Origin of the sequence: Sphingosinicella sp. BN140058, assembly GCF_004135585.1 — a bacterium.
Taxonomy (GTDB): domain Bacteria; phylum Pseudomonadota; class Alphaproteobacteria; order Sphingomonadales; family Sphingomonadaceae; genus Allosphingosinicella.
The window spans coordinates 4,899,055-4,923,147 of the sequence record NZ_CP035501.1 but is presented as its reverse complement, the minus strand read 5'-3'; the positions used below and the strand labels follow the sequence as shown (position 1 = coordinate 4,923,147).

Sequence of the window (24,093 nt, the reverse complement as noted above, 5' to 3'; positions counted from 1 at the left end):
ATGGGCGAGCGACGACCCGTCGTGGCAGTCGTTGACGACGACGCGCGCCTGCTCGAGTCTCTCGAGGACCTTCTTGACTCCGCCGGCTACGCAACGCGCACCTTCTCCTCGGGGAATGCGTTCCTCGCGAGCGGGCTGTCAGGCGTGGACGTGCTCATCACCGATATTGGCATGCCTGGTATAGACGGTATCGAGCTTAGGGCACGCGTGCTGGACGCCGTCCCGACATTGCCGGTGTTCGTGATCACGGGGCGTCACGACCCGGCGGATGCTGAGCGACTCCAGGGGATCGGCAACGTGTTCCGTAAGCCCTTCGACGTGGAGACCCTGCTCAGGGCCGTCGACGAAGCCCTGAGTGCAAGGCGAAACGGCGGTTCGCATGCCAGCTGATCTCAGGACCCCGTGACCTCCACGCAGCTGAGGCACTACGAGATCCCGCTCAGTCTTAGCACCATGCCCTCGTTGACGCGGCACCTTGCCGCTTGATCGCTGCCGACCCGCGCCTGCTCGCGACCAATCCGAGCCGTGAACGGCAGGAACGCGATCGCTCGAAGGCAATAAAACCGGCCATTTGCCCTGAAGCGAGTCTTCGGTTGACAGCCTGGCGCCAGAGTTCTGACATTCTTGAACGTCGCATCGCAACCGCGCTGGCATAGGCTGCGGCGCCGCTCCCCGATGGCTCGGCGCCCCCCTTCGTCGCCGGCAGGCAGCACCACCTACTCTTCGCGCATGGTCTGAAGATGAGCGAGCTTGTCCGGGTTCCGGACGATGTAGATCTTCGCTATTCTTCCTTCGATAATTTCGAGTGCCGTCGTCTGCAACAGGCCACCGCGATCGATGCTGACGTAACCCGGGAGGCCATCAATGGTGGCTGTGCGCAGCAGGATAGGCGAGAAACGACCCTTGCGACGGAGCCCGGCAAACAGCCGCAGCGCGCGATCCATGCCGCGAACCACGTTCCTGAAGGCCAGCACCTTGCCGCCGCCATCCGCGTGAATCTCCACCTCGCTGGCCAGCAGCGTCGACAGCACCCTCGTATCGCCCTCGCGAGAAGCGGCGAAGAACGCGCGGCTGATCCGCTCGGCTTCTGCCGCTTCGACGTTATAGCGGGGGCGTGCGGCCTGGATATGCTTCCGCGCGCGGGCCGCGAGTTGGCGAACCGCAGGCGGTTCGCGGCCGAGCGTTGCGGCAACCTCCGTCAGCGTCACGTCGAACACGACGTGAAGGAGGAACGCTGCTCGTTCCAGGGGCGAGAGGCGCTCCATCGCCAACATCAGCGTCACGGTTAGGTCATCGGCAATTGTCTCCTCGGCCTCGACTGCTTCGATGAGCGGGTCGGGCAGCCATGGTCCGATGTAGGTCTCGCGCTGCGCGCGTGCCGATTTCAGCCGGTCGAGACACAGGCGGGTGACGATGCGGGTCAGGTAGGCGGCAGGCTGGTCGATCCCGCCTTCGACCCGGCTCCACCGAAGCCATGCATCCTGCACAACGTCCTCGGCGTCAGCGATGGATCCCAGCATCCGGTAGGCGAGGCGCACCAGGCGCTTGCGCTCGGTCTCGAAATCGTCGAGCCGCTGGCCGCGCGCTGACGCCGGTTCATTCGAGCGGCGACCCGGATTGCCTGTCGTCATGTGCGCCTCCTGCCTTGTGATGCCGACATGACGATGCGGCCCAGCCCGATGTGACACGGATCCGCGCGGGCAGGACAAAAATCTCGATGGTCGTGTCACACCCGCTGCCGCCGCCTCGTCATGCTGGTGAGCGTCAGGAACGGCGCCGCAAGCGAAAGGGACTTCATAATGAGCGAGAACAGGCGCCTTATCTGGAACGAGGTCGCCCCTCAGGGGGCCAAGGCCCTCTATGGCATTCACCACTATATCACGACCGGTACGAACCTGCCGGAAGAACTGATCCACCTGGTATTCCTGCGCGTATCGCAGATCAACGGATGCGCCCATTGCATCGACATGCACACCCGCGACCTTCTCAAGACCATGTCAATCGACAAGGTTACGCTGGTGCCCGTCTGGGCCGAAGTGCCCCATTTGTTTTCCGAGCAATACCGCGCAGCTCTGGCGTGGGCGGAGGAAGTAACGCTCGTCAGCGAAACGCACGCCTCTGACGAAGCCTACGCAGCCGCATCGGCGGTGTTCGAGCCGAAAGACCTTGTCGATCTGACCATCGTCATTGCCGCGATGAACGCCTTCAACCGTCTCGGCGCACCCTTCCGGTTGCCGGTCAAGGCGCAAGCTTAGCCCGAGCCGGCGCACTCCACCGAAGCAGGAAGCGGGCTGTCGCGACGGTGATACGACGAACGCTTGGCAGTTCTTCCAGTATCTCTCCTGGTCTGTGAGGTATATCGCGTTATGGTCCAACCGAAGCTTACAAATAATCATGCTCGGACATCTGACGGAACCGACCAACGCCGGATCGCCAGCGCATGCGATTGCTCCTGATCGAGGCAGCTCGACGGTGCTTAGCTGACCTTGAGGTCAGCTAAGCACAAAGCCCGTTCTCGATCCGCCCGCCCGGCAAGCACGGTCGGCACTGCCGAACCCGTCAATGCATATTTGATTATTGAAGGCGGCGCTCTCCTGCCAGGCTAACGCCGCTTTCCCGCTGGCCGAGATCGTCAACTTGAAGTCCGGTTTCATAGTCGGATATCGAATATCGGCAACTTCCGGGGTCAGAAGACTGTTGACGGATCGCTTGCCGGAAAGCTTTCATCCAGTGCTTCGTCGAGCTCTTGATCGAGCCTCATCGCTTGGGCTCCGACCACCGCCCGACCGGCCAGCCACAAGGCGAGGTTGCGGACGTAGCATCGGATCGAGCGCTGTGCCTCGGGCGAATGCTGCAGCGCGTTACCTGGAACTTCGGTCACGAAGCTGGGACAGCCCATCGCCGGATCCCAATTATAGTCGCAGAAATGGTGGAAGGTAGATTCTGCGATCGCCGGTCCCTCGCCTGCCGTAGGCTCGAATGCGACCGCGATGTTGAACGGCCTGCCGCTCGCCTTGCTGGTTCCCATTGCTATCACCCGGGCCACCGGATCGTCAGCGCGAGCGCCGACGGCACCTTCGTGCGGATGGGCGGGCAAATAACGGACGAGGCCGCCGGGGGAAACAGGGTCGCGAAGCACCGGATGCGGAGGATCGACCACGACGATCTCCTGATAATCTCCGTTTGCGCCCGAATGGTAGTTGGGCCACAGGATGGAACCGGTCTCTCGATCGTCCACGACATGGCGGCTTGTGTCTGGGTCGAGATGCCTGGTGTGGAAGAAATGGGCTGCGCCGATCCCGGCCAAGGTCGTGACCGAGCAGCCCAGGTCCATATGGTCGCGCGCGACCAGCAGGCCCCGGCCGCTGGCCCGAAAGCGCCCGATCGCCTCGCAGTCCAGCGGGTCCAACCCATCGCCGGTATCGACTGCGAACAGCCATAGCTGGTCATAGTCCGACCGGTCGATCGTTGAGAGTATCGGATCGGGAGCGCCCGGCCTGGTTCGATCTCGAGCGGCAACGTCGCAGAGCGGTGCGCCGGCCTCGTCGGTCAGGTCGGCGAGATAGTTGCGCAGCAAAGAGAAGCGCGAAATGTTCCAGTCGTCATCGATCGGGGAAATCGTCGTCTGGAGCAGAATGCGAATTGGCGATGACATCATTTTCTCCGAACACGATTGCTCTCGGAAAGGCCGGACAGGTTGGACGCTCGACTGCCGCTTCGTTGGCCGCAGGGTGAAATCGGAAAAACCCCTGCGTTCATCATCCCTGTCGCGTCCGATTAACACGGCCTTCGCGAGCGACTCCAGCGGCCGCCGGAGCACCCGGCGCTTGTGCTCGCGCCGGGCCGCCGGGGCAAATGGCCGAGGGTACGACTCCGCTCCCACCTTCGTGGATGTTCGCCCGTCGATACGGACAGGCATTCTCCTCCTCCGGCAGCAGGCAAGCCACCCATGCGGCCTGTCGACCAAGCCGAGATCATGTCGCTCTGCGATCTACCTCTACCCAGAGCAAGGATAGCCGCGACCAGCGCATGGGTCTTCCGCCGCTCCGGCGCTGGCTAAATCGGCGCAAGGAGCATTGGAGTGCAACACCATGGCATTGCTGACCGGCAAGACGGCGATGATCACCGGCGGAACCAGCGGGATCGGCTTCGCAATCGCACGGCTGTTCGTCGCCGAAGGTGCGCAGGTACTGGTCTCCGGCCGCCGCGTGGAGGTGGCGGAAGAGGCCGTGCGCCGGCTCGACACGGCCGCGACGCACCTGGTCGGCGACGTCGCCGATCCGGGTTTCCACGCGAGGGCGGCGGACGAGATCGAAGCCCGGTTCGGAGGTCTCGACATTTATGTCGCCAATGCCGGCATCAACACGATCCGGCATTCCGCAGAGGTTCCGGAGGCCGAGTATGACGCGCAATTCGCCGTCAATACGCGCGGTGTGTTTATCGGTGTGCAGACGATGGCGCGCCTCATGCGCAACAAGGGCGCGATCATTGTCACAGGTTCGCTCGCGAGCGACAAGGTGCTCGACGGTCATGCCGTCTACGCCGGTTCGAAGGCGGCGATCGGCGCCTTCGCACGCAGTTGGGCGCTCGAGTTCAAGGAGCGGGGCATCCGGGTCAATGTGCTGAGCCCAGGCCCAACCGATACGGAGATCCTCGGCAAGCTTGGCGTCGCGCCCGATCAGCGCGAGGCGTTCGAAGCGCAAATGGCGGCGGCGATTCCGCTCGGCCGGCTTGCGCGGCCGCAAGAAGTGGCAAGCGCGGCACTCTTCCTCGCGTCCGACCAGAGCAGCTTCGTCACCGGCGTGAACCTTCGCGTCGACGGCGGAATGGCATTGCTCTGACATCCTCCCGAGAAAGGATCCGAAGTGTCGAACTCTATCGTCGATCCGGCCATCGCCGGCTTGATCGCCGACGTCGTCCACATCGGCAGCGGCTATGATATGGACAACATGGACCGGCTCTACACCGCCGACGAGATCTTCCTCATCCTCACCGCCGAGGGAGAGGTTATCCGGCGCACGCGCGCTGTGTTCGACGAGTTTCGGGCTCATCCGGACGCCGGCGAGCCACTGGCGACCGAATATCGAGCGCTCCAGGTAGAGCAGCAGGGCGGGAACGCCGTCGCATTGCTGGATCGGCGGATGAGTCCCCAGGCGCCACCGGCGAGGCGCGCGTTGAGGCTGCGCCGCGGTCCCGATCGCTGGGCCGTTGCCGGCGAAATTGTGACGCCCTCGCCCGGCCGGGAAGGGGAAGGCGGCGCGTTCCCGCCCCTTCGCCGCCGCGCCTGATCCGTCCATCGGGTGCCGAGATGAGCTTTCCATGGGCTAAGCGCTACACGCCGAGACATCCTGTGATGCGCTGGATCGATGCGCGGCTGCCGCTGCCGCGGTTCGTGTTCAGTGTCACCGGCGGCGGCTACCCGGTGCCCCGAAACCTGAACTATTTTTGGAATTTCGGGGTGCTGAATGGTGCAGCCCTGGCGATCCAGATCATCACCGGCATCGTGCTTGCAATGCATTATGGGAACAGCGCGGACCATGCGTTCGAGAGTGTCGAGCGCATCATGCGCGACGTCAATTCGGGCTGGCTGATCCGCTATGTCCACATGAACGGTGCCTCACTTTTCTTCGTGTCGGTCTACATCCACATGTTCCGCGGCCTCTATTTCGGCTCGTACAAGGCGCCTCGCGAAATGGCCTGGCTGCTCGGCCTGGTGATCCTGCTGCTGCTGATGGCCACCGCATTCATGGGCTATGTCCTGCCCTGGGGTCAGATGAGCTTCTGGGGAGCGCAGGTGATCACCGGTCTTTTCGGGGCGATACCGGCCGTGGGCGAACCCATCCGCGTCTGGCTGGTCGGCGGCTACGCGCCCGATGCCGCGACACTGAACCGCTTCTTCTCGCTCCACTATCTGCTCCCGTTTGTAATCGCCGGCGTTGCCATCCTTCACGTCTGGGCGATCCACATTCCCGGATCGAGCAATCCGACCGGAGTCGAGGTCAAGGCGTCGCAGGACACGATCCCGTTCCACCCTTATTACACGGCTAAGGATGGTTTCAGTCTTGCGGTCGCTCTGACTTTGTTCTCGACGGTCGTGTTCTTCTACCCGAACGCATTCGGCCACCCCGACAATTACATTCCGGCGAATCCGCTTTCCACCCCGGCGCATATCGTTCCGGAATGGTACTTCTGGCCCTTCTACGCGATTCTGCGGGCGTTCACGTCGGACTTCATCCTGCCGGCAAAGCTGTGGGGTGTGATGGCGATGTTTGCCTCGATCTTTCTGCTGTTCTTCCTGCCGTGGATCGATCGATCACCGGTCCGCTCCGGCCATTATCGACCGCTGTTCCGCAAATTCTACTGGTTCGGGCTGATCCCATGCATCCTCGTGCTGGGATGGTGCGGCGGGGCACCGGCCGAGCCCGTTTATGTCATCGCATCGCAACTCGCGACCATCTACTACTTCGCCCATTTTCTGATCATATTGCCGATCATCGCATCGATCGAAAAGACGCTGCCGCTGCCGAGTTCAATCACGGCATCGGTGTTGGGAGATGCCGGTCCCTGAGCGCGTGTTCGGCATTGCCCACGCAAACTCGGACTGATACAGTCTGTGTTATGGCTCACCTCACCGTCAGTGTGGAATATGCGATCCACAGCCTCCTCTGGCTGGTGAATTCGGGCGGTACGCCAGTCAGCACCAGAGACCTCGCCGAGTTTCAGGGGCTCTCGCAGAGCTTCCTCGCTAAGATTTTCCCCAAGCTACAGAAGGCGGGGATCGTGAAGGCATGTGAAGGTGTGCGCGGCGGCTACGTGCTCGCTCGGCCGGCCGAGGAGATCAACTTTCTCCAGATCATCGATGCCGTCGACGGCAGGAAACCCCTGTTCGACTGCCAAGAGATACGGGGTCGCTGCGCAGTGTTCGGCGGCGCGCCACCAGAGTGGGCGACCGGCGGGGTTTGTGCGGTGCACGTCGTGATGCTGCAGGCCGAAAAGGCAATGCGGGACACGCTTGCCCGCCAGTCGCTTGGCACGCTTTCGCGGGCTTTGGCGGGCAAGGCGCCACCTGAGTTCGGTGCGGGCGTGCAGGCCTGGCTGGGTGCGCGCGTACAGGGCAGAACACGCCGGCCCGGCGATACGTTACCAACTGAGCGGGAGGTTGAATGATGACCTTTCAAACCATGGAGCAGGATCGTCCGCTGGTCGTCATCGTCGATGATGACGCCGCCGTCCGGGCCTCTCTCGAGGAATTGATGCTTTCAGTCGGGATCGACGCCGCCGGCTTCGGCTCGACACGCGAGTTGCTCGAGGCAGACCTGCCCGAACGTCCTGGCTGCCTCGTTCTGGACGTGCGCATGCCGGGCTCGAGCGGCCTCGACCTGCAGCAGCACCTTGCAGCGACCGGCAACGCGAAACCGATTGTCTTCCTGACCGGGCATGGCGACATTCCAATGACGGTGCAGGCAATGAAGGCGGGCGCTATTGATTTCCTCACCAAACCTTTCCGGGACCAGTCGTTGTTGGACGCCGTGGCAGCGGGTATCGAACGGGACCTCACCCAACGCGCCGATGCCGCGCTGGTAAAGGCGTGCACCGATCGTTTCGCGACCCTGACCACCCGCGAGCGGCAGGTGCTGCGCCTTGTGGCGGTAGGGCGCCTCAACAAGCAGATCGCCTTCGAGCTCGGCATCACCGAGGTCACGGTAAAGCTGCACCGCAGCGCCGTGATGAAGAAGATGTGTGCGACATCAATTGGCGAGCTGATTCGCGCATGGGATCTTCTGCCCGTGGAGCTGCGCGAACGCAGGACCTAGACCATGGTATGGTTACAAGCCCTCGTACTTTCAGCGACATCGGCACAGGCCGCACCGGCCTGATCATTGAGGGCTCTTTGTGTCGAATTCGCCCCTGATAGCGATTGTGGATGATGACGATGACGTACGGGAGGCGCTTTTCGACCTTCTCCAGGTCGAGGGTTTCTCCGCGCTCACCTTTGCCGATGGCGCAGCCCTTCTCGCGCATGCTGCGGCCCTGGATTTCGACTGCATCATCACCGACGTTCGGATGGCAGGCGTCGACGGACTGGAGCTTCAGCGGCAACTCCGCGGTCGCGGCTCGATCACGCCGGTGATCTTCATCACATCCTCGGTGGAGGATTTGACCCGCACCCAGGCACTTCAGGAAGGGGCCTGCGCCTGGTTCACGAAGCCCGTAGCCGACGAGGCGTTGCTCGAGGCCATGCGCATCGCGCTGGGTCGATCCGGCGGCGGCGCTCCTGGACGATGAGATGAGCGCGCACTCCCTCCATGCGATCGATGCCGGGCAAGTCGATGGTCCGGCGCGGTACGAGCGCCTGTTTCCAATCGCGGAGATCGCGGCGCGTTATCCGCCGACGACTGCATGCTGGGCGCTCGACATATCGAGGGCACGCCCTGTGATCGCCGCCATTGCTGCCGGGAACGGTCCCGCCGACTGGGTGACGGATTTGCTTGCCGGCGTGCGCATCGCAGACGTCGACGACAACAACCTCCATTTGCTCGGCCCGCTCGGCGGTCGCGGCAAACTGATCGGCCAGTTGTTCACGACCTTTTGCCCGCCGGAAAGCTGGCAAGTGGGCGCGGAGCTCGTACTTGCGGCCATTGCCAACTATCCGCCGGGTGCGGCGCGGCGGCGCTCGGTTACGGCGATCGCCTATCGTGATGCCTGGACCGAAGTCTCGACGCTGGAGTCCCATCCGGACATAGTCTTCGTGGCGGTCGGCGGCACGATTGCCGATGACCGGTCTCTCTGGGCGGTTCGCGCCAGCGAGGAGCGCTACCGAAACCTGTTCCACAATCTGCCTTGCGCGCTCCTGCAGGTAGACTCGCGGCCGATGCGTGCAATCTTCGACGATCTGCGCCGCAAGGGCGTTACCGACATCGGCCGCTATCTCGACGACCAACCCGCGCTGGCGCTGAAGGCGCGCGAGATTGTCCGGGTCACCGACGCCAACCTCAGTGCGGTGCAACTCCTCGGCGCCGGGGCCGGTGAACAGCTCTTTGGCGCGGTCGGCTTCATGTTCGCCGACGCCCCCGATACCGCGAAGCGAGTGATTAGCGCGCACTTCGACCTGAAGCGCAACTGGGTGGAAGTGATGAAGCTGCGGACGCTCGACGGCCGCATACGCGACGTCGAATTGTCGGTGACCTACCCAATACCGCCTGATCGGCTGGACATCACCATCCTCGGGCTGGTGGACATCACCGATCGGCTACGCACGGAGGCGCAGCTACGCCAGCTCCAGGCTGATTATTCGCGTGCGGCGCGCATCTCGATGCTTGGCGAGCTTGCCACCTCGATCGCGCATGAGATCAACCAGCCACTCTCCGCGATCGTCACCAATGCCGAGACGAGCCAGCGCTGGCTGACCCGCGACGAACCCAATCTCGCGAAGGTGCGCCAGCTCACCGCGCGAATTGCCGAGAGCGGTCGGCGGGCCAGCAACATCGTGCAGAGAATTCGCAGCATGGCGGCCCGCCGAGCGCCCGAACGCACATCCATCGACTTGAACGGGGTCGTCGAGGAGGCTTTGCTGTTCGTGCGCCACGAGATCGAGTCACGCGCGATCGCTCTCTCGATAGATTTGAAAAGCGGTCTTCCGCACGTCTCCGGCGATCGGGTGCAACTGCAGCAGGTGGTCGTCAATTTGCTCATCAATGCGGTCCAGGCGCAGGGCGGAGGTCCGGGTCGGATCGCAGTGAAAACGTCGACCGGCAACGATCGGCAGGCGATCTTCACGGTTCACGACGGCGGCCCGGGCATCGCTCCGGGAAATCTGGATCGAATATTCGGCAGCTTCTTCACCACCAAGGACGACGGCATCGGCATCGGCCTTGCCCTGTGCCAATCGATCATCGCGGCGCATCACGGTACGATCAGTGTCGCCAACCATCCGGACGGCGGTGCGGTTTTCACGGTATCATTGCCTTCAGGAACGTGATGTCCGGCGGCGCGCCCACCGCCGGACGATCCCGGCTCAGCCGCGCACGAACGCGAGCAGGTCGGCGTTGAAGCGGTCGGCATGCGTTGCGGTCAGCCCGTGCGGCAGGCCGGCATAGAAAAGCGTCTGCGCGCCCTCCACCAGCTTCGCCGACTTGTACGCCGAATCCGCAATGGGCACGATCTGGTCGTCATCGCCGTGCACGATCAGCGTCGGCACGTCGAATTTCTTCAGGTCATTGGTGAAGTCTGTCTCGCTGAACGCTTTGATGCAGTCATAGGCGTTTTTGAGGCCGGCCTGCATGCTGATCAGCCAGAACTCGTCGAGCAGGCTCTGCGGCACCTTTGCACCCTCGCGGTTGGCGCTATAGAACGGGATCGCGAAGCCCCGGTAGAATTCGGAGCGGTTTGCGAGGATGTCGCGGCGGAGCCCGTCGAATACGCCGATCGGCAGCCCGTCCGCATTGGTATCGCTCTGGACCATGATCGGCGGCACCGCGCCAAGCAGGACGGCTTTGGCAACGCGTGCCGTACCGTGGCGGCCGATATAGCGGGCTACTTCCCCGCCGCCCGTGGAATGTCCCACCATGGTGATCGCCCTGAGATCCAGCGCCTCGATCAGTTCGGCAAGATCGTCGGCATAGCCGTCCATGTCGTTGCCCGTGCTTGTCTGGGCAGACTTGCCATGCCCGCGCCGATCGTGCGCGATGCAGCGGAAGCCCTGGCTTGCGAGGAACTGCATCTGGATGCTCCAGGCGTCCGAGCTTAGCGGCCAGCCATGTGAGAAGGTGATGACCGGCCCGTCGCCCCAGTCCTTGTAGTAGATTTCGTGTCCGTCCCTGGTTGTAAATCTAGGCACCGGAAGGTCTCCTTTTCGCGCCTGCGACCCGGCCAGGCCGCCTCTGGCGAGGGAGCATTAGTTCGGCGCGACACCGCCAACGATTGCACCTTCGGGACGGTCGGACCTCGTACCCGGGCGTGACCATCCTGGCGATACGGTGAGGCTGCCCTGCCATTCAGTCTGCATCGCACATCGATGCGTCGAAGCGGCGTGGCGGACCTCACCTCAAGGAGTGGATAGACTGCTGAATGATGAGCCTTGTGCATCCCTTGGCACGATGGAGGCGACGCGGATGTTTCGCGATCTTCACCTCATCCTGATGGCCATTCCGGTGTCGGGGCGAGCGTGAGGTTAGCAATGCGAATAGTCGTTATTGGCGGCACGGGCCTGATCGGGTCCAAGACGGTCGCCTTGCTGGCGGAAGAAGGACACGATGTGTTCGCCGCAGCGCCGAATACGGGGGTCGACACCGTCACGGGCGACGGCCTCGCCGAGGCGCTCACGGGTGCACAGGTGGTGATCGACGTCTCGAACTCGCCAACACTCGATGGCGACGCGGCAATGGCGTTCTTCGAGGCTGCCGGCCGGAATATCACTGCGGCCGAAAAGGCTGCAGGCGTTCGCCACCATGTCGCGCTCTCCGTCGTGGGCACGGATCGTCTGCAGGACAGCGGGTATTTCAGGGCCAAGCTCGCGCAGGAGCGACAGATCGCCGGGGCCGGCATTCCCTACTCGCTGCTCCACGCGACCCAGTTCTTCGAATTCCTGCGCGGCATCGCCGGCTTCTCGGCACAGGGCGATGACGTTCGACTTCCTCCGGCGCACTTCCAGCCGATGGCAGCGCAAGACGTTGCAGCTGCAGTCGCACGCGCGGCGCTGGCCCAGCCGACCAACGCTATCGTCGAAGTCGCGGGGCCAGAGGCTTTCCGGATCGACGAGCTGGTCGCTCGCGTACTCGCCTTCGACGGAGATCCCCGTCGCGTCGTCGCCGATCCGAAGGCACCCTATTTCGGTGTCGCGATCGATGACGCCACGCTGATGCCCGGACCGCGAGCAGGTCTCGGGACCACCCGCTTCGACTGGTGGCTGGCCAATGTGCCACCGCCGGCGAAAAAGTGAAGCCTGCCATGGCCAGGCAGATCGCGCTCCTCTTCGCAGTGCTGTTGGGAGCAGGCGCGCTGGCGAACGGGAGCTTCATGCTCGCCTCGCCAGCGGGCTGGTACTTCGCCGTTCCCGGGGTGACCACGACCGGGCCGTTCAACCAGCATTTTCTTCGCGATATCGGCATCATCTTCCTGTTCATCGGCGCCGCGTTCCTGATCGGCGCACGCTGGGCGGAATATCGGGTGGTGCTCTGGGGTGCCGCGTCGCTCTGGCTGGCCTGCCACGCGTCATTCCATGTGTGGGAGGTGACCGTGGGCATTTGCGGCCCCTCCGCCCTCATCCGCGATTTTCCCGCCGTCTCGCTGCCCGCCCTGATCGGCGCCGCGCTGACCTTCTGGGCGGTCCGCGACCGCTCCTCCCACTGATCACCAACAGAAGGAGATTATCGATGACCCCCCGTATGAACATCTTCCAGGCTGCTCCCGAGGGCAGCAAGGCGATGCTGGCCGTCGAGGCCGCGACCGAAAAGAGCGGTCTCGAGCATGGCCTTATCGAGCTGGTCCGACTGCGCGCCTCTCAGATCAACGGCTGCGCCTATTGCATCTACATGCACGTGAAGGACGCGACCTCGAAGGGCGAGACCGACATGCGCATCCACCTGCTCGACGCCTGGCGCGAGTCGCCGCTGTTCACCGAGCGTGAGCGCGCAGCGCTCAACTGGACGGAATCGCTCACCCGCATCGCCAAGACGCATGCGCCCGATGCCGACTATGCGATGCTCCAGGCGCAGTTCAACGAAACCGAGATCGCCTACCTCACATTGCTGATCGGCTCGATCAACCTGTGGAATCGAGTGCAGGTCGCATTGCGCTGGACCCATCCGGTCGAGGCGCCGGCAATCGCCGCCTGAGCAACGGGCGGCGGGATCGGTTCTCAACGCCCATCCCGCCGCCGAACCTTCGAGGACATGCCCGTGGACACGATTCGCACCGAATCCATGCCGGTTCCCGAGATCCTGCCTCCGCTCCTCCATGCCGGGAACCGGGAGGGCGCGGTCGCGAGCGCGGGCATCCTGCACGATCTCGGCAACCTGATGCAGATCGCGTCATCCGCCATCAACATCCTTTTGCGTAGTCCGAGGATGCCGGCCGCTCACTCGGGCCCGATCCTGCGCCGGGCAAGATTATCACTGGAGCAGGCAGGCGCGATCATCCGCCAGACGATCGAACGCGAACGGCATGGCGCGTCTGCCCCCGAATTTGGCACGGACATCGGTGACTGCCTGGAAGACCTTGCCGCTCTGGTCGAAGTGATGGACGAACCGGACCTCCGGCTCGAAATCGAAGCAGAGCCCGGGCTCCGGCGAATGCATTGTGACCCGGTCGGCCTGCGGCGTGCGGTTCTGAACCTAGTCCTCAATGCCCGGGACGCGATGACCGGCAATGGCACCATCTTGATCCGGGTGCGCATGCAGGGATCCATGATCGAGCTGAGTGTAGCCGATCACGGGATCGGCATGTCTCCCGCCACGCTGGCGCGCGCCTTCGGCCCGTTCTTCACGACCAAGGCGTCGGGGTCGAGTGGCCTCGGGTTGCCGATGGTCGCGCGGCTGATGCGCGATGCCGGCGGCGAAGTGTCGATCGAAAGCGAACCCGGGATCGGCACGGTCGTCACCCTGCGCCTTCCGGCGATGGCCGGCGCGGAAACCCAACGCAAGGAGTCCCATCCATGAAGCTTTACTACGCGCCCGGCGCATGCAGTCTTTCCGGCCGCATCTCGCTGCACGAGGCGGGGCTACGCGCCGCCTTCGAAAAGGTCGACATCCAGACCAAGATCACGGAAGAGGGCTACGATTATCGCGCGATCAACCCCAAGGGCTACGTGCCCTTGCTGGTCCTCGACGATGGCCAGACGGTCACCGAAAATATCGCGATCCTGGAGCTGATCGCCGATCGCCAGCCCACTCTCGCCCCGGGTGGCCCGCTCGGTCGCACCCGCCTGATCGAAATGCTGTCTTGGCTCTCGACCGAGCTTCACGCCGCGTTCAAGCCCTTCTGGCACTCGCAGGACGAGACAGAGCGAGCGGAGGCCTCGGGAGCCGTCGCAGAACGCCTGGATCTGATTTCAGAGCACATCAACGAACTCTACCTGTTCGGGCCGCGCTTCACCGTGGCAGATGCCTATCTGTTCGTGATGCTTCGCTGGGCCATTGCCTTTGGTGTGCCGATGTCCCCGCAAATGCTTGGGTATTTCGAGCGCGTCGTCGAACGCGAGACCGTGCGTCGTGCACTCGCCGAAGAAGGGCTCGGCTTACCCCTGCCCCAGCTGACTGCGATCCCGGTCGAGGTGCTGCCGTGAAGGTCGTGGTGATCGGCAGCAGCGGCCGCGTCGGCGCGCGACTGGTCCGCAACCTGCGACAGGACGACTTGCGGGTGTTCGAGGCGTCGCGTGGTACCGGCGTCGATACGACCACCGGTACCGGGCTCGACCGGGCGCTGGACGGTGCTGACGTCGTCGTCGACGTATCGAATGCTTTGCCTGGGGATGGCTCGGCGCTGCGCTTCTTCGAGACGTCCAGCAGCAACCTGCTCGGCGCCGCCAGAAGGGCGGGTGTCCGGCACCATATCGTCCTGTCGGTCGTCGGCACCGACGGTCTCCTGGCGAGCGAATATTTCCGAGCAAAGAAGCTCCAAGAGGAGATGGCCGCCAGTTCGGGCATACCGTTCACGATCCTGCGCTCAACCCAGTTCTTCGAGTTGATAAGCGACCTCGTCCAGAACGGCACGGCGCGCGAGATCCGGGTCGCGCCGGCGCTGGTTCAACCGATTGCCGCAGAGGATCTTGCAGACGCGATCACCGACGTGGTGGCGAACGGGCCATTGGACGCGACCATCGAGATTGCGGGTCCCGACCGACTGCGCCTCGATGAGGTCGCGGCCGAGATCGCTACCGCACATGAGGACGGCCGAAGCGTCGTGACGGACGTCCATGCCCGCTACTTCGGCGTGAAGCTTGGAGCCGCTTCGCTGCTGCCGGGCCCCGATGCCCGCATCGCTACGCTGCGGTTCGAGGACTGGCTACGCGACAGCCTGCAACCGCTCCGCATTTTGAGTCCCGTCAACTGAACCTTCTCCAAGGATCCCACCATGCGCCTCTCTGCCTGTCTTCTAACCGCCGCGCTGCTTGCGAATTCAGCCTTTGCGCAGACCGCTCCCGCATCCGAGAAACCCGTGATCGTCCTCGTGCACGGCGCCTTCGCCGAATCTTCGAGCTGGGACCCGGTGATCGGCCGGTTGAAGCACGACGGCTATGATGTGATCGCCGCCGCCAACCCATTGCGTGGCGTCGCGAGCGATGGCGCGGCTATCTCCCGGATCGTTGATTCCATAAAGGGACCGGTGGTGCTGGTCGGTCATTCCTACGGAGGTCCGGTCATCACCGAAGCGGCAAACGGCAAGTCGAATGTGAAGGCGCTGGTGTTCGTCGCCGGTTTCGCACCCGAAGTGGGCGAATCGAGCCTCACGCTATCTTCCAGATTTCCCGGCAGTACGCTCGGTGAAAACCTCCGAGCGATCGCCTTGCCCGACGGCGACGAGGACCTCTACATTCGGCCCGACAAGTTCCACGCGCAATTTGCAGCGGATGTCCCGCCTGAGAAGGCTTTGATCATGGCAGCTACCCAGCGCCCGATCACGATGTCTGCCCTGGGCGAGCCCTCACGGACCGCGACATGGAAAAGGCTTTCTTCATACGTGATCTACGGCACCGCGGATCGCAACATCCCCGCCGCCGTGATGAAGTACATGGCCGATCGTGCCCACGCGCTGAAGACGATTGAGGTCAAGGACGCCTCGCATGCCGTGATGGTGTCTCATCCTCGCGAGGTCGCCGAACTGATTGAGGATGCCGCCACGGCAAGATGAAATAACGCGGGGAACACGCGCTCGCCCGGAGCGATCTCTCGCCACGGGGACAGGTACGGTCCCGGCATCGAAGGCGTGCCATTTCGCTACGAGGGGAAACGCTGCGGCGCAGTTTCCATGCCCTAAATTGCGATGTAGGAAACGAGTCAGGAACCGGCTGTTCGCGACCAATCCCGGTCGTTCCGATGCTGGCGATTGAACGGCTTCTTCTGACGAAAGCCGGCGTTTGCTTCCCGCAAAGCTCTCCGCTTCTTGGTGGGCCTGGACGAGCGCAACGGCGTCTGGACCTGCCCGAAGGCGAAGTCGACCCGCGGTGTTGTCAGCCGCTTTCCAGATTGTCAGGGCCTTCGATAACTTCGGGCGCCTTAGTCAGGCGATCGTCGCGGGTGGGACCGATCCGAGGACGGACGGGCGTCGCGTCGCGTAGTCACGGCCTTGTCGAGGCGGCGAACCTTGCGTCATGAACGCGCTGGAGCGATACTGGGCAAAGTCAGAGCGAGGGGTCGAGCAGATTGGGGAGACGTCGAGGCTCGCGCCGTCCTCGAGCCACGGCGGTTCAATGGCTGCTGAGCCTGGTCGCCGTTGTCGCAATAGCCCAGGCAGTAGGTGGCTGGGCCAATCTCGGCCTGATTGTCGTAGCGGTTGCCGGAATCCTGGCGGCCGGTATCGCGATGGTGTTCGGAGCTGCGAAGAAGCCGCAACCGAGGAAGTTCCGAGCGCAAGCGCGCGCTGCCTCGAGGTCGCTTCCAACGACGGCAGTCGTCCAAGAGGAGCTTGTGAGTAGTCCTACGGTGCATGGGAGTGAAGTCGATCCCGCGCGGTTCGTCGCCTTGATACCGGCGGAGCTCCACGATCGAAGCGGTGCCGTCTTCTATACCGGCCGCGGAGCGTTCCGCCGGGCCAGCAGGGTTTATCTTCTGGGGCTCAATCCAGGCGGATCGCCTGTTACCCAGGAAAGTGAGACGATCGGCCGCGACCTGACGAAATGGGCAAGATCGCCGGAGAGATGGTCGTCATACGTTGACGAAAGTTGGGCTGGCCGGCCGAAAGGCACCTACGGCATGCAGCCGAGGATCTCGCATCTACTAAATTCGGCGGGTTTGGACCCAAGGGACGTGCCGGCGAGCAATGTCATTTTCGTTCGCTCACGGACTGAGGCGATGTTGGCTACCGAGACATCCCGATTGCTGCGGGTGTGCTGGCCATTTCATGAGGCAGTAATCCGCGATCTCGCCGTCGACACGGTCCTATGCCTTGGGGGTACCGCTGGACAATGGGTCCGCGACGCCGTTGATGCGCACGAGCTCGTCGACGAGATGGTCGAGCAGAATGATCGTAGGTGGCGCAGCCAAGCGCATTCGGGCCGTCGGGGCGTCAGGGTGCTGACGCTGACGCATCCGGGCCGTGCGAATTGGCTGAACCCGAATAGCGACCCGTCGCCTCTCCTGCGCCGGGCGCTGCAGCTTGGCTGATCTCTTCTCTGCGGCTCTGGCGCCAACGCTGAGTGCAGGTCGGAACGAAGTTAGAAGATAGAGATGGCAGACGATAAGTCGAACGTCTGTGAACCCGACGGGAACCGCGTCGAAGGCCCAAAGCGTTGCGAGGTGAGCTATTTCGCCTCCAAGCACGAGATCAGCGCTGAGCAGGCTCGAGACCTGATCGACACGCATAGGAATGATGAGGCAACCTCGACCGCTAGGCTGAGAAGCTGAAGCAGGGTCAAGTCCGGACGCCTTCCGCGGTCGTGTCCCGGCTGGTGGTGTAGCTCGGCGGAGCGGAGCTGACCGGCCGCGCGCTTTCCCATAGCGCTGTAGCGGGCGGTCAGCTTCGCGGGGTGGCCATCGGCGATCTCAGGTAAGGTTGGGTTGCAGACTCAACTTACGGAGGCACCGATGACCGAGGACAAGATGGACCTGCAGGCGTTGCTGCAAAGAGCCCGGATGCTGATTTCCTGCGCGAGATGATCGGCTTTGCCGCGGAGCGGCTGATGGAGATCGAGGTCGGGACGATGACCGGCGCCGCTTATGGCGAGAAGAGCGCCGATCGGCTGGCGCAGCGCAACGGCTATCGCGATCGCGACTGGGAGACGCGCGCCAGCACCGTCGAGCTCAAGATCCCCAGGCTGAGGACCGGCTCCTACTTTCCATGCTTTCTCGAACCGCGCCGGCTTGCCGAGAAGGCGCTGACCGCCGTCATCCAGGAAGCCTATATCCAGGGCATATCGACCCGCTCGGTCGACGATCTGGTCAAGGCGATGGGCATGAGCGGCATCTCGAAGAGCCAGGTGAGCCGGCTCTGCAAGGAGATCGATGAACGCGTTGATGCGTTCCTCACCCGTCCGATCGAGGGCGATTGGCCGTACCTCTGGATCGACGCCACCTATGTGAAGGTGCGCCAAGCCTGCCGGATCGTGTCCGTCGCGGTGATCGTCGCCGTCGGGGCCAACAGCGACGGTCGGCGCGAAGTGCTCGGCATGGCGGTGGGGCCGTCCGAGGCCGAGACCTTCTGGACCGAGTTCCTGCGCAGCCTCGCACGCCGCGGCCTGCGCGGTCTCAAACTCGTCATCTCCGACTCGCACGAAGGCATCAAGGCGGCCGTCGCCAAGGTGTTCTGCGCCACCTGGCAGCGCTGCCGCGTCCACTTCATGCGGAATCTGCTCGCCCATTCCGGCAAAAGCGGACGCCGGGTCGTCTCCGCCTTCGTCGCCACCGCCTTCGCCCAGGAAAGCCGCGGCGGCGAACGTCCGATTGCGCGCGACAGGCCGACGTTCTCGCCTGCCCGACTGCGCCCGAGCTCCTACAGCCGCCTGCGACCCATTCCGGACATTCAGCCCAGTGCGGCCACGATGCACCCAAGCGCTAAACCAAGGCCTCCAACAGCAGCCAGATAGCTCCGATTACCCCATAAACTACCGCCATCGCTGGCTTCATTGTGACGGCTGCCACTGCTGCTGCTATCGCTGCTCCGAAGGAGGCAAAAGTAACAGCAGCCGTACCAGCGCCCCACCAAACGCCGAGCAGCAATTGTGTGAGGACAAAGGCGAGTGCGCCCGCCACCCCGGCGGCAATCAAGCTACGGCTCGGCGTGGGCTCGAGGGCGAGCGCTGCAACTTTATGGTATCTGGCTAAGCGATTGGCCACGTGGTCGTGTTACACCAAACGCTTCCACAAATGACGCATCTCCACCCTCCCGGCTGTTCCCGGCGCGATCGCCAGCCAACTCGGCCAAGGTCCGCTTCCGCGCGGCACCCTGCCATTCGCCGCTGGCGTGCGCCATGTGGGGACCTTGGCTTTGACCCGAAAAGGACGTTTCGCGCGGATCGGGATCGGCGGCAAGCGCCCGCAAGCGGTGATTGGAAGTTATAAACCATGAGCATCGAAGCTGCCCTCGGTGAGCGACGGCCACCGCGCGCAAGTCGGCAAAGCGCTCATGCTTGATGGCAGCGATCTCAAATCAACGTCGCGCTAGTCCCGGCAGACACAAGGGGAGCAATCCCAGCGTAGAAGAATGGGATGCTATCCTCAGGCCCGTTCACCGCACGTCCGTGGACCTTCGACATCACGCAGACCCCGACCTCAGCGGTTCCCTCGCCGATAACAAGCACGAAGGGGTTCTCCTTATCACCACGGAGATATCGCCCGCCGAACGCCCGACGCGCGACTTCAAAGATGTAGGCGGATGTCAGAAAGTGCAGATCTTCGGGAAGCGATGCTCCCAGGCGATAGAAGTCATCCAGCACCCGATCCACGAGTTCGAGGGATGCTTCGCTGTAATCAAGCTTGCTTCCGTCCACTGGGGAGCCTGCGGAGGAAAACGCCGTCACGAAATCTGCCGCCTGCCATTCCATTCCCTCCTCAATGCTCGTCGGCATGCCGTCCGGTACCGCTTCTAGCCTCTCGGATCGTCGCACTGGCGACACTTGTTCGGCTGCATCGTTCTTTCTGCCAAACAGCCTCTTGAAAATGCCGACCATCGCTTCGTTCTCCCACCCGATACAACCCATGCCCCTGCCCTACGGGAAAGGCGCGGTCACGAATTTTGACGTCAAAAGCGCAATGTCGCAAATCACCCTGCCCCGTCGCTCCGACGGCGATCGCCAGGCGATCCCACGAAGGTCCGCTCTCGCGGGGCGGCCTGACGTTCGCCGCCAGCGTGCACCACGTGAGGACCTAGGACGTGCACCGACCCTGTCCGGCTGCTGGCGGCGCGATCGATGGCCTAGGCGATGAACGTCCGCTTGGACGTTGCCGACGCTCCGTGTGCGTCCTATCCTGGAGCCAGGTATATTGGGAACCGGAGCTATGTACGTAGCCGAAGCCGCAAACGTGCTCGCACCTGCCTACGCCGCGCTTGTGCAGAAGGGTTTCTCAATTCGCACTTCCGGGCCATACATGATCGCTGAGCGTGGAAGCGACCGCTTTGTTGCGGAAGATCCACTTCGTCTGCTGGGATTGGTCGCGCTCACCGAGTGTCGCGGATCTGACTGGCGCGTGACCGACGAAGAGGTAGAGGAGTTTACCGCGAAGTTCGGGTGAAGGACCCTTGGCTATGTCGCGTTTCCACCCGATACGGCTGTTCCGGCCTGGAGCAGGCGCCGGCCAAGGCCACGTGCGCTTTCGCCAGGCGGGCTGACGATCGCGCCGCCACCGACAGGATCACGGCGCTACAGCGCGGATCGACCCAAAGCCGACATCAGCGGCACCTCCATTGCGGGTGGCAGGCTCTCGCAGGGGCCTACGTCTGCTCACTTGCCGAGAGCGCATACCTAGCTACGCTCACCAAATGCGAGTCACCCGCTCCTTGCTACTCGTCGGACTCTTGGTTGCCTGCAAGGCCGATGTCACGCATCCAACCATCTGCGAGATGGGCAATCGCTTCCAAGGATGGCAGGGTACAAAGGTCGAGTTCGTCGCGATGTTCACGGGAGGGAGCATGCATTCGCCGCCCTTGGTCGTGGATACTCGCTGCTGGCGAGGAATCCCCGGCGCCACCTCCAATCTTCCCGCTGCCGTCAGGCAAGCTCTCGAGAATGCCGACATGTTCAATACGTTCGGCGTAGTGACCGGAAGGATCTATTACCGGGACGCGGACGATCGTTCTTGGCTCGATATCCTGGAAGTTCGGCGCATCAAGGTTGTTAAACCTTTGAGCACGGCCGATGAAGAGGCCTTGTTCGCCAAAATGGCTGGCGAGAAAAATGCCTATCACCCCGACGCGCAATGACAGCTTTCCACCCGATCCAGCTGTTCCCCAGGGGAAGCGGCGCCGGCGAGGGCTATGTCCGCTTCCGCGAGGCAGGCTGACGATCTCGCCGCTTCGTCCAAGCTCCGCCCGCTACAGCGCAGATCGACCCATTCAGGACGTTGCAGGCGGGCCTCAGCGACGGCAGAAATCGCTTCTGCCATGCGCATTGGCGGCCTTGGCCTCTAATCAGAGGTGCAAATGCCTGCCGACTATCGAGATCCCTTTCGCATCGCACGTATGGCAACGACGCACGTAAAGCAGGACGCGACAATCACGACGCCCTGCGCTGCGAGGAGCCAGTAGCCTTCCGGAGCGACTTCGATAGCGCCGCCAAGCACCGCGTGCTTGAAGAGCCACAGCTTCATCTGAATCAGGCCAACCCAGATTAGCACTGCCAGTGCGACCGAAGCAGAAAAGGCGGCAACAATTTTGTACCGCATCTTGCTCCCTTCAGGTTCATGAAGCCTCGAACAGTACGGAACTGATTGTTGCGAATCCACCAGTTTCCGCCACATCGTCATAGACCCGTTCCCACCCGAGTCAGCTGTCAGCCGGAAGCAGCCGCGCCGGCAACGGCTATGTCTGCTTCCGCGAGGTAGGCCGACCATGGCGCCGCCACCAGCGGGATCAGAGCGCTACAGCCGCCTGCGACCCATAGCGGTCATAGCTCGGCGACAGGCTGCAGCTTGATACCGGACATTCCTCCGGTCCTACTTCTCGGCGTAGTTCGGCCGACAGCGGACTGGCGGCCTCGGAGGAGCAAAGAAGGATAGCGGACATCTGGCCGCTCTTTCAAGGAGCGGCCCGGCGCGGAGAACGGTCGTTCGCTTCGAGGACGCACGCCCGAGGATGAGCGATACCGCAAGGCCGATCGCCCCCGGCCTTTCGTCGCTTTTCGGCCGCTGCAAAAAGCCGCTGCTCCTTGGGCTGCGACTCGGGCCTGCAAGGCGCCCTCGCGCGCCACCGATTGGTCGCTGCAGCTCAGTGCCCGTTGACGCTCATCCGAACCCTGGAGAAGTCCCGGGCGGCGAGGTCCTCGGGCGCGATCCAGAAGCCGATCTCCCCGCAGTCCCAGAACGACCAGCCGAGCGCACGATCGCTGGCGAGGTTCAGCAGGCAGACCTCGGTCCCGTCGGCAGGCGCAGCCTCCTGCGACGAGGTCGCGTGGCCGAGCATTTGACAGAAGTGGAAATGGTACCAGTCCTTCTCGCCACCGCGGCTTACGCGACTGGCGTGGAAGCGGCCAGCGACCGCTTCGTAGGCGGACGGCGGGATCGTGCCGGCCAGCCGGCGATTGCCCGCCCAGCTCCTGATCACCCAAAAAGCAGCCTCGGCAGCCCAGCCCGGCGCATCCGAGCCCGCCCGCGAGCGGGGATCCCTCCGGATGTTCGCTGCCCACGCGCGAAAGGCAGCGCGATCGGTCTCATCGACCGGCGATTCGAGCGGCAGTGCGCAGGATCGATCGAACCACGCCCGCGCCGCCCGATCGAGGCGCGCCTCGGCGTCTGCGATCGCGGCGGCGGCCGTGTCAGCGTCTGATGGGGGATCCCGGCGAGAGCGCCGCAGGGCGATCCGGGCGAAATAGTGGATGAAGATCCAGTGTGACGGGAACGACCCGTCTTCGAACACGCGCCGGTTCGCCTGCGCTTCAGCGGCATAACCCGGCTCCTCGTAGATCGGCGTGCCGGTCGCTGCCTCCAGCGCGGCCGCCCGGGCTGCCGGCAGCAATTCCCCATAGCGATCCCATACCGCCGCCTCTTCGGGGTCGTCGGGCGCGGTCGGGAAACGCCGGACGCTCGGATCCCTCTCGTGGAGCGACTTCCGTACCTGGTATTCGTGGCTCCACTGCTGCCACGCCCGCTCCGAATGAGCGATCAGCTCGGGCAACCCGCTCTGGTCGGGAAAGCTGTCCATCTCCAGCGGCTGGATGGGCCACGCGACGTGCAGCCGCTGGTGGGGCTCGCCATCGAGCTGGACCTCCCGGTAGGGACCTCGAGGGAAATCCCAGCCGATCGGCGGCAGATCGGCCGGAGCCTCGGTCGGACCGGCGGCGGCCTCGGGCGCATAGAGGATTCGAAAATCGTCGCCCGCTCGTCCGCTGCTCCTTTGCTGCGCGTCGTCGTCGCGGACGAACACAAGCAGAACCCCGTGGTCGGGAAGCGGCGTCGTCCAGTGCATGTCGGCAAAATCGACCTGGCAGAGAAAGTGGAGCGGCACACCGGCCGAGGTCCGCGGCCACTCCATGCCCACGGCGAACGCAGGGAGCCCGCCGAAATGGCTGTTGCCCGGTGGCCCTGCGTGCGGCGGATAGGGGCGGTGCAGGAGCACCGCGGGACGACGATAGCGCTCGAGCAGCGCGGCTGCGCCGGCGTCGACGGCCGGATCAGCGGCGGATTGCGCGTCGCCTCCGGTCGCCCGCGGTTCGGCCAGCCCGCCAGCGTCAAGCAGCGGGTCGGGATCGTCGGGCCCGATCCAGCCCTTCGCGCGCGCCACTGCCCCGAGCGCCGCACAGACGGCGAATACGAAGCTGAACCGCGCGAAATTCCCGTCCTCCCAATAGAGGTGAAGGATGCCGGACCCGGCGGCGAGCAGCGACAGCCCTGCCAGCAGCCACGCACTCACCTTGCGCGAGGGCGTGCGACGCTCGGGTGGAACCAGCCACATGAAAAGCAAAAACGGCAGCTGGAGCAGAAGCAGGAGGAGCAGGGTACGCATCGGACTACGCTAAAGGCCGAACGGTCCGGGCGCCAGCCATGCAGCCGTCCGAACCGCGACGTCCCGACGCTGTCGGGGCGCCGGGTTGCGCGGCGCGCCGGCATCGTCCTTGAAGGATGTTCATAATATGCTCGAAGCCGGGCAACTTTGGTGCGCGTCAGGCTCCCAGACAGGTGAAGACAGGATATCGGTCCCGGCGGCACGCGTCCGCGGCGGGTCTGGCGGGGGCCGGAAATCCGATGGTTTACACGCGCAGGGAGCCAACGGCCGCTTCTAGGAACTGACTTA

Annotated in this window: 24 protein-coding genes and 1 pseudogene; 19 read left to right on the top strand and 6 right to left on the bottom strand. The window is 63.7% G+C overall.

Translation table 11 applies throughout. The features are described from left to right. Positions 1–390, top strand: a complete 390-nt coding sequence (locus tag ETR14_RS22260) for a response regulator (RefSeq protein ID WP_129389132.1) — start codon at positions 1–3, stop codon at positions 388–390. A 326-nt stretch (positions 391–716) separates the two neighbouring features. Here the strand turns inward: ETR14_RS22260 and ETR14_RS22255 are convergent, their stop codons facing one another. Continuing rightward, complete coding sequence (locus ETR14_RS22255) at positions 717–1,631, bottom strand: sigma-70 family RNA polymerase sigma factor (protein ID WP_129389129.1); 915 nt, start codon at positions 1,629–1,631, stop codon at positions 717–719. A gap of 168 nt (positions 1,632–1,799) precedes the next feature. Here ETR14_RS22255 and ETR14_RS22250 point away from each other — a divergent pair, with 168 nt between their 5' ends. Then, the gene (locus ETR14_RS22250; protein WP_129389126.1) at positions 1,800–2,255 is read left to right on the top strand and encodes a carboxymuconolactone decarboxylase family protein; all 456 of its coding nucleotides are present in this window, start codon (positions 1,800–1,802) and stop codon (positions 2,253–2,255) included. Positions 2,256–2,686: 431 nt separating this feature from the next. Here the strand turns inward: ETR14_RS22250 and ETR14_RS22245 are convergent, their stop codons facing one another. Further along, positions 2,687–3,967, bottom strand: a complete 1,281-nt coding sequence (locus tag ETR14_RS22245) for a hypothetical protein (protein WP_206185898.1) — start codon at positions 3,965–3,967, stop codon at positions 2,687–2,689. A gap of 124 nt (positions 3,968–4,091) precedes the next feature. Here ETR14_RS22245 and ETR14_RS22240 point away from each other — a divergent pair, with 124 nt between their 5' ends. The 7 genes from ETR14_RS22240 to ETR14_RS22210 all read left to right on the top strand — a co-directional run bounded on the left by ETR14_RS22240 (position 4,092) and on the right by ETR14_RS22210 (position 9,979). Continuing rightward, complete coding sequence (locus tag ETR14_RS22240; RefSeq protein WP_129389123.1) at positions 4,092–4,841, top strand: SDR family NAD(P)-dependent oxidoreductase; 750 nt, start codon at positions 4,092–4,094, stop codon at positions 4,839–4,841. 24 nt (positions 4,842–4,865) lie between these two features. Continuing rightward, a complete protein-coding gene (locus ETR14_RS22235; protein ID WP_129389121.1) occupies positions 4,866–5,288 on the top strand; it encodes a hypothetical protein in 423 nt (140 codons plus the stop codon). 20 nt (positions 5,289–5,308) lie between these two features. Then, a complete protein-coding gene (locus ETR14_RS22230) occupies positions 5,309–6,568 on the top strand; it encodes a cytochrome b/b6 (protein ID WP_129389118.1) in 1,260 nt (419 codons plus the stop codon). A 50-nt stretch (positions 6,569–6,618) separates the two neighbouring features. Further along, positions 6,619–7,167: an Rrf2 family transcriptional regulator gene (locus ETR14_RS22225; RefSeq protein ID WP_129389115.1), complete on the top strand. Its 549-nt coding sequence runs from the start codon at positions 6,619–6,621 to the stop codon at positions 7,165–7,167. Next, positions 7,164–7,814, top strand: coding sequence for a response regulator transcription factor (locus ETR14_RS22220; RefSeq protein ID WP_243455638.1), 651 nt, complete (start codon positions 7,164–7,166; stop codon positions 7,812–7,814). The genes ETR14_RS22225 and ETR14_RS22220 overlap by 4 nt, the downstream gene beginning before the upstream one ends. Positions 7,815–7,920: 106 nt before the next feature. Further along, entirely contained in the window at positions 7,921–8,286 is a 366-nt protein-coding gene (locus tag ETR14_RS22215) for a response regulator transcription factor (protein WP_129389112.1), read from the top strand. Between the two features lies 1 nt (position 8,287). Further along, complete coding sequence (locus tag ETR14_RS22210) at positions 8,288–9,979, top strand: ATP-binding protein (protein WP_206185897.1); 1,692 nt, start codon at positions 8,288–8,290, stop codon at positions 9,977–9,979. A gap of 36 nt (positions 9,980–10,015) precedes the next feature. On the opposite strand, the gene ETR14_RS22205 is transcribed toward ETR14_RS22210, so the two are convergent. Then, on the bottom strand, positions 10,016–10,837 hold the full coding sequence (locus ETR14_RS22205; protein WP_129389109.1) for an alpha/beta fold hydrolase: 822 nt from the start codon (positions 10,835–10,837) through the stop codon (positions 10,016–10,018). Between the two features lie 339 nt (positions 10,838–11,176). On the opposite strand from ETR14_RS22205, the gene ETR14_RS22200 reads away from it, so the two are divergent. The 8 genes and pseudogenes from ETR14_RS22200 to ETR14_RS22155 form a co-directional block, all read left to right on the top strand. Further along, a complete protein-coding gene (locus ETR14_RS22200; protein ID WP_129389106.1) occupies positions 11,177–11,938 on the top strand; it encodes an SDR family oxidoreductase in 762 nt (253 codons plus the stop codon). Between the two features lie 8 nt (positions 11,939–11,946). Then, positions 11,947–12,348: a hypothetical protein gene (locus tag ETR14_RS22195; RefSeq protein ID WP_129389103.1), complete on the top strand. Its 402-nt coding sequence runs from the start codon at positions 11,947–11,949 to the stop codon at positions 12,346–12,348. Positions 12,349–12,371: 23 nt separating this feature from the next. Next, positions 12,372–12,833, top strand: coding sequence for a carboxymuconolactone decarboxylase family protein (locus ETR14_RS22190; RefSeq protein ID WP_129389101.1), 462 nt, complete (start codon positions 12,372–12,374; stop codon positions 12,831–12,833). A 63-nt stretch (positions 12,834–12,896) separates the two neighbouring features. Then, the gene (locus ETR14_RS22185; protein WP_206185896.1) at positions 12,897–13,655 is read left to right on the top strand and encodes a sensor histidine kinase; all 759 of its coding nucleotides are present in this window, start codon (positions 12,897–12,899) and stop codon (positions 13,653–13,655) included. Further along, entirely contained in the window at positions 13,652–14,281 is a 630-nt protein-coding gene (locus tag ETR14_RS22180; RefSeq protein WP_129389095.1) for a glutathione binding-like protein, read from the top strand. The genes ETR14_RS22185 and ETR14_RS22180 overlap by 4 nt, the downstream gene beginning before the upstream one ends. Further along, positions 14,278–15,048 carry an SDR family oxidoreductase gene (locus ETR14_RS22175; protein ID WP_129389092.1) on the top strand — a complete coding sequence of 257 codons (771 nt, stop codon included), beginning with the start codon at positions 14,278–14,280 and terminating at the stop codon, positions 15,046–15,048. The genes ETR14_RS22180 and ETR14_RS22175 overlap by 4 nt, the downstream gene beginning before the upstream one ends. A gap of 21 nt (positions 15,049–15,069) precedes the next feature. Beyond that, positions 15,070–15,846 (top strand): alpha/beta fold hydrolase, encoded by a 777-nt coding sequence (locus ETR14_RS22170; protein ID WP_129389089.1) that lies wholly within the window; start codon positions 15,070–15,072, stop codon positions 15,844–15,846. A 1,892-nt stretch (positions 15,847–17,738) separates the two neighbouring features. Continuing rightward, a pseudogene (locus ETR14_RS22155) lies at positions 17,739–18,577 on the top strand (IS256 family transposase); the annotation flags it as partial. Between the two features lie 717 nt (positions 18,578–19,294). Here the strand turns inward: ETR14_RS22155 and ETR14_RS22150 are convergent. Next, complete coding sequence (locus tag ETR14_RS22150; RefSeq protein ID WP_129389080.1) at positions 19,295–19,819, bottom strand: hypothetical protein; 525 nt, start codon at positions 19,817–19,819, stop codon at positions 19,295–19,297. Positions 19,820–20,147: 328 nt separating this feature from the next. Here ETR14_RS22150 and ETR14_RS22145 point away from each other — a divergent pair, with 328 nt between their 5' ends. Both ETR14_RS22145 and ETR14_RS22140 read left to right on the top strand, forming a co-directional pair. After that, on the top strand, positions 20,148–20,381 hold the full coding sequence (locus ETR14_RS22145; protein WP_129389078.1) for a hypothetical protein: 234 nt from the start codon (positions 20,148–20,150) through the stop codon (positions 20,379–20,381). 247 nt (positions 20,382–20,628) lie between these two features. After that, complete coding sequence (locus ETR14_RS22140) at positions 20,629–21,069, top strand: hypothetical protein (protein WP_129389075.1); 441 nt, start codon at positions 20,629–20,631, stop codon at positions 21,067–21,069. Positions 21,070–21,299: 230 nt separating this feature from the next. Here ETR14_RS22140 and ETR14_RS22135 read toward each other — a convergent pair whose 3' ends face one another. Both ETR14_RS22135 and ETR14_RS22130 read right to left on the bottom strand, forming a co-directional pair. Then, complete coding sequence (locus ETR14_RS22135) at positions 21,300–21,530, bottom strand: hypothetical protein (RefSeq protein ID WP_129389072.1); 231 nt, start codon at positions 21,528–21,530, stop codon at positions 21,300–21,302. 541 nt (positions 21,531–22,071) lie between these two features. Continuing rightward, on the bottom strand, positions 22,072–23,805 hold the full coding sequence (locus ETR14_RS22130; RefSeq protein ID WP_129389069.1) for a DUF1963 domain-containing protein: 1,734 nt from the start codon (positions 23,803–23,805) through the stop codon (positions 22,072–22,074). Positions 23,806–24,093: the final 288 nt, after the last annotated feature.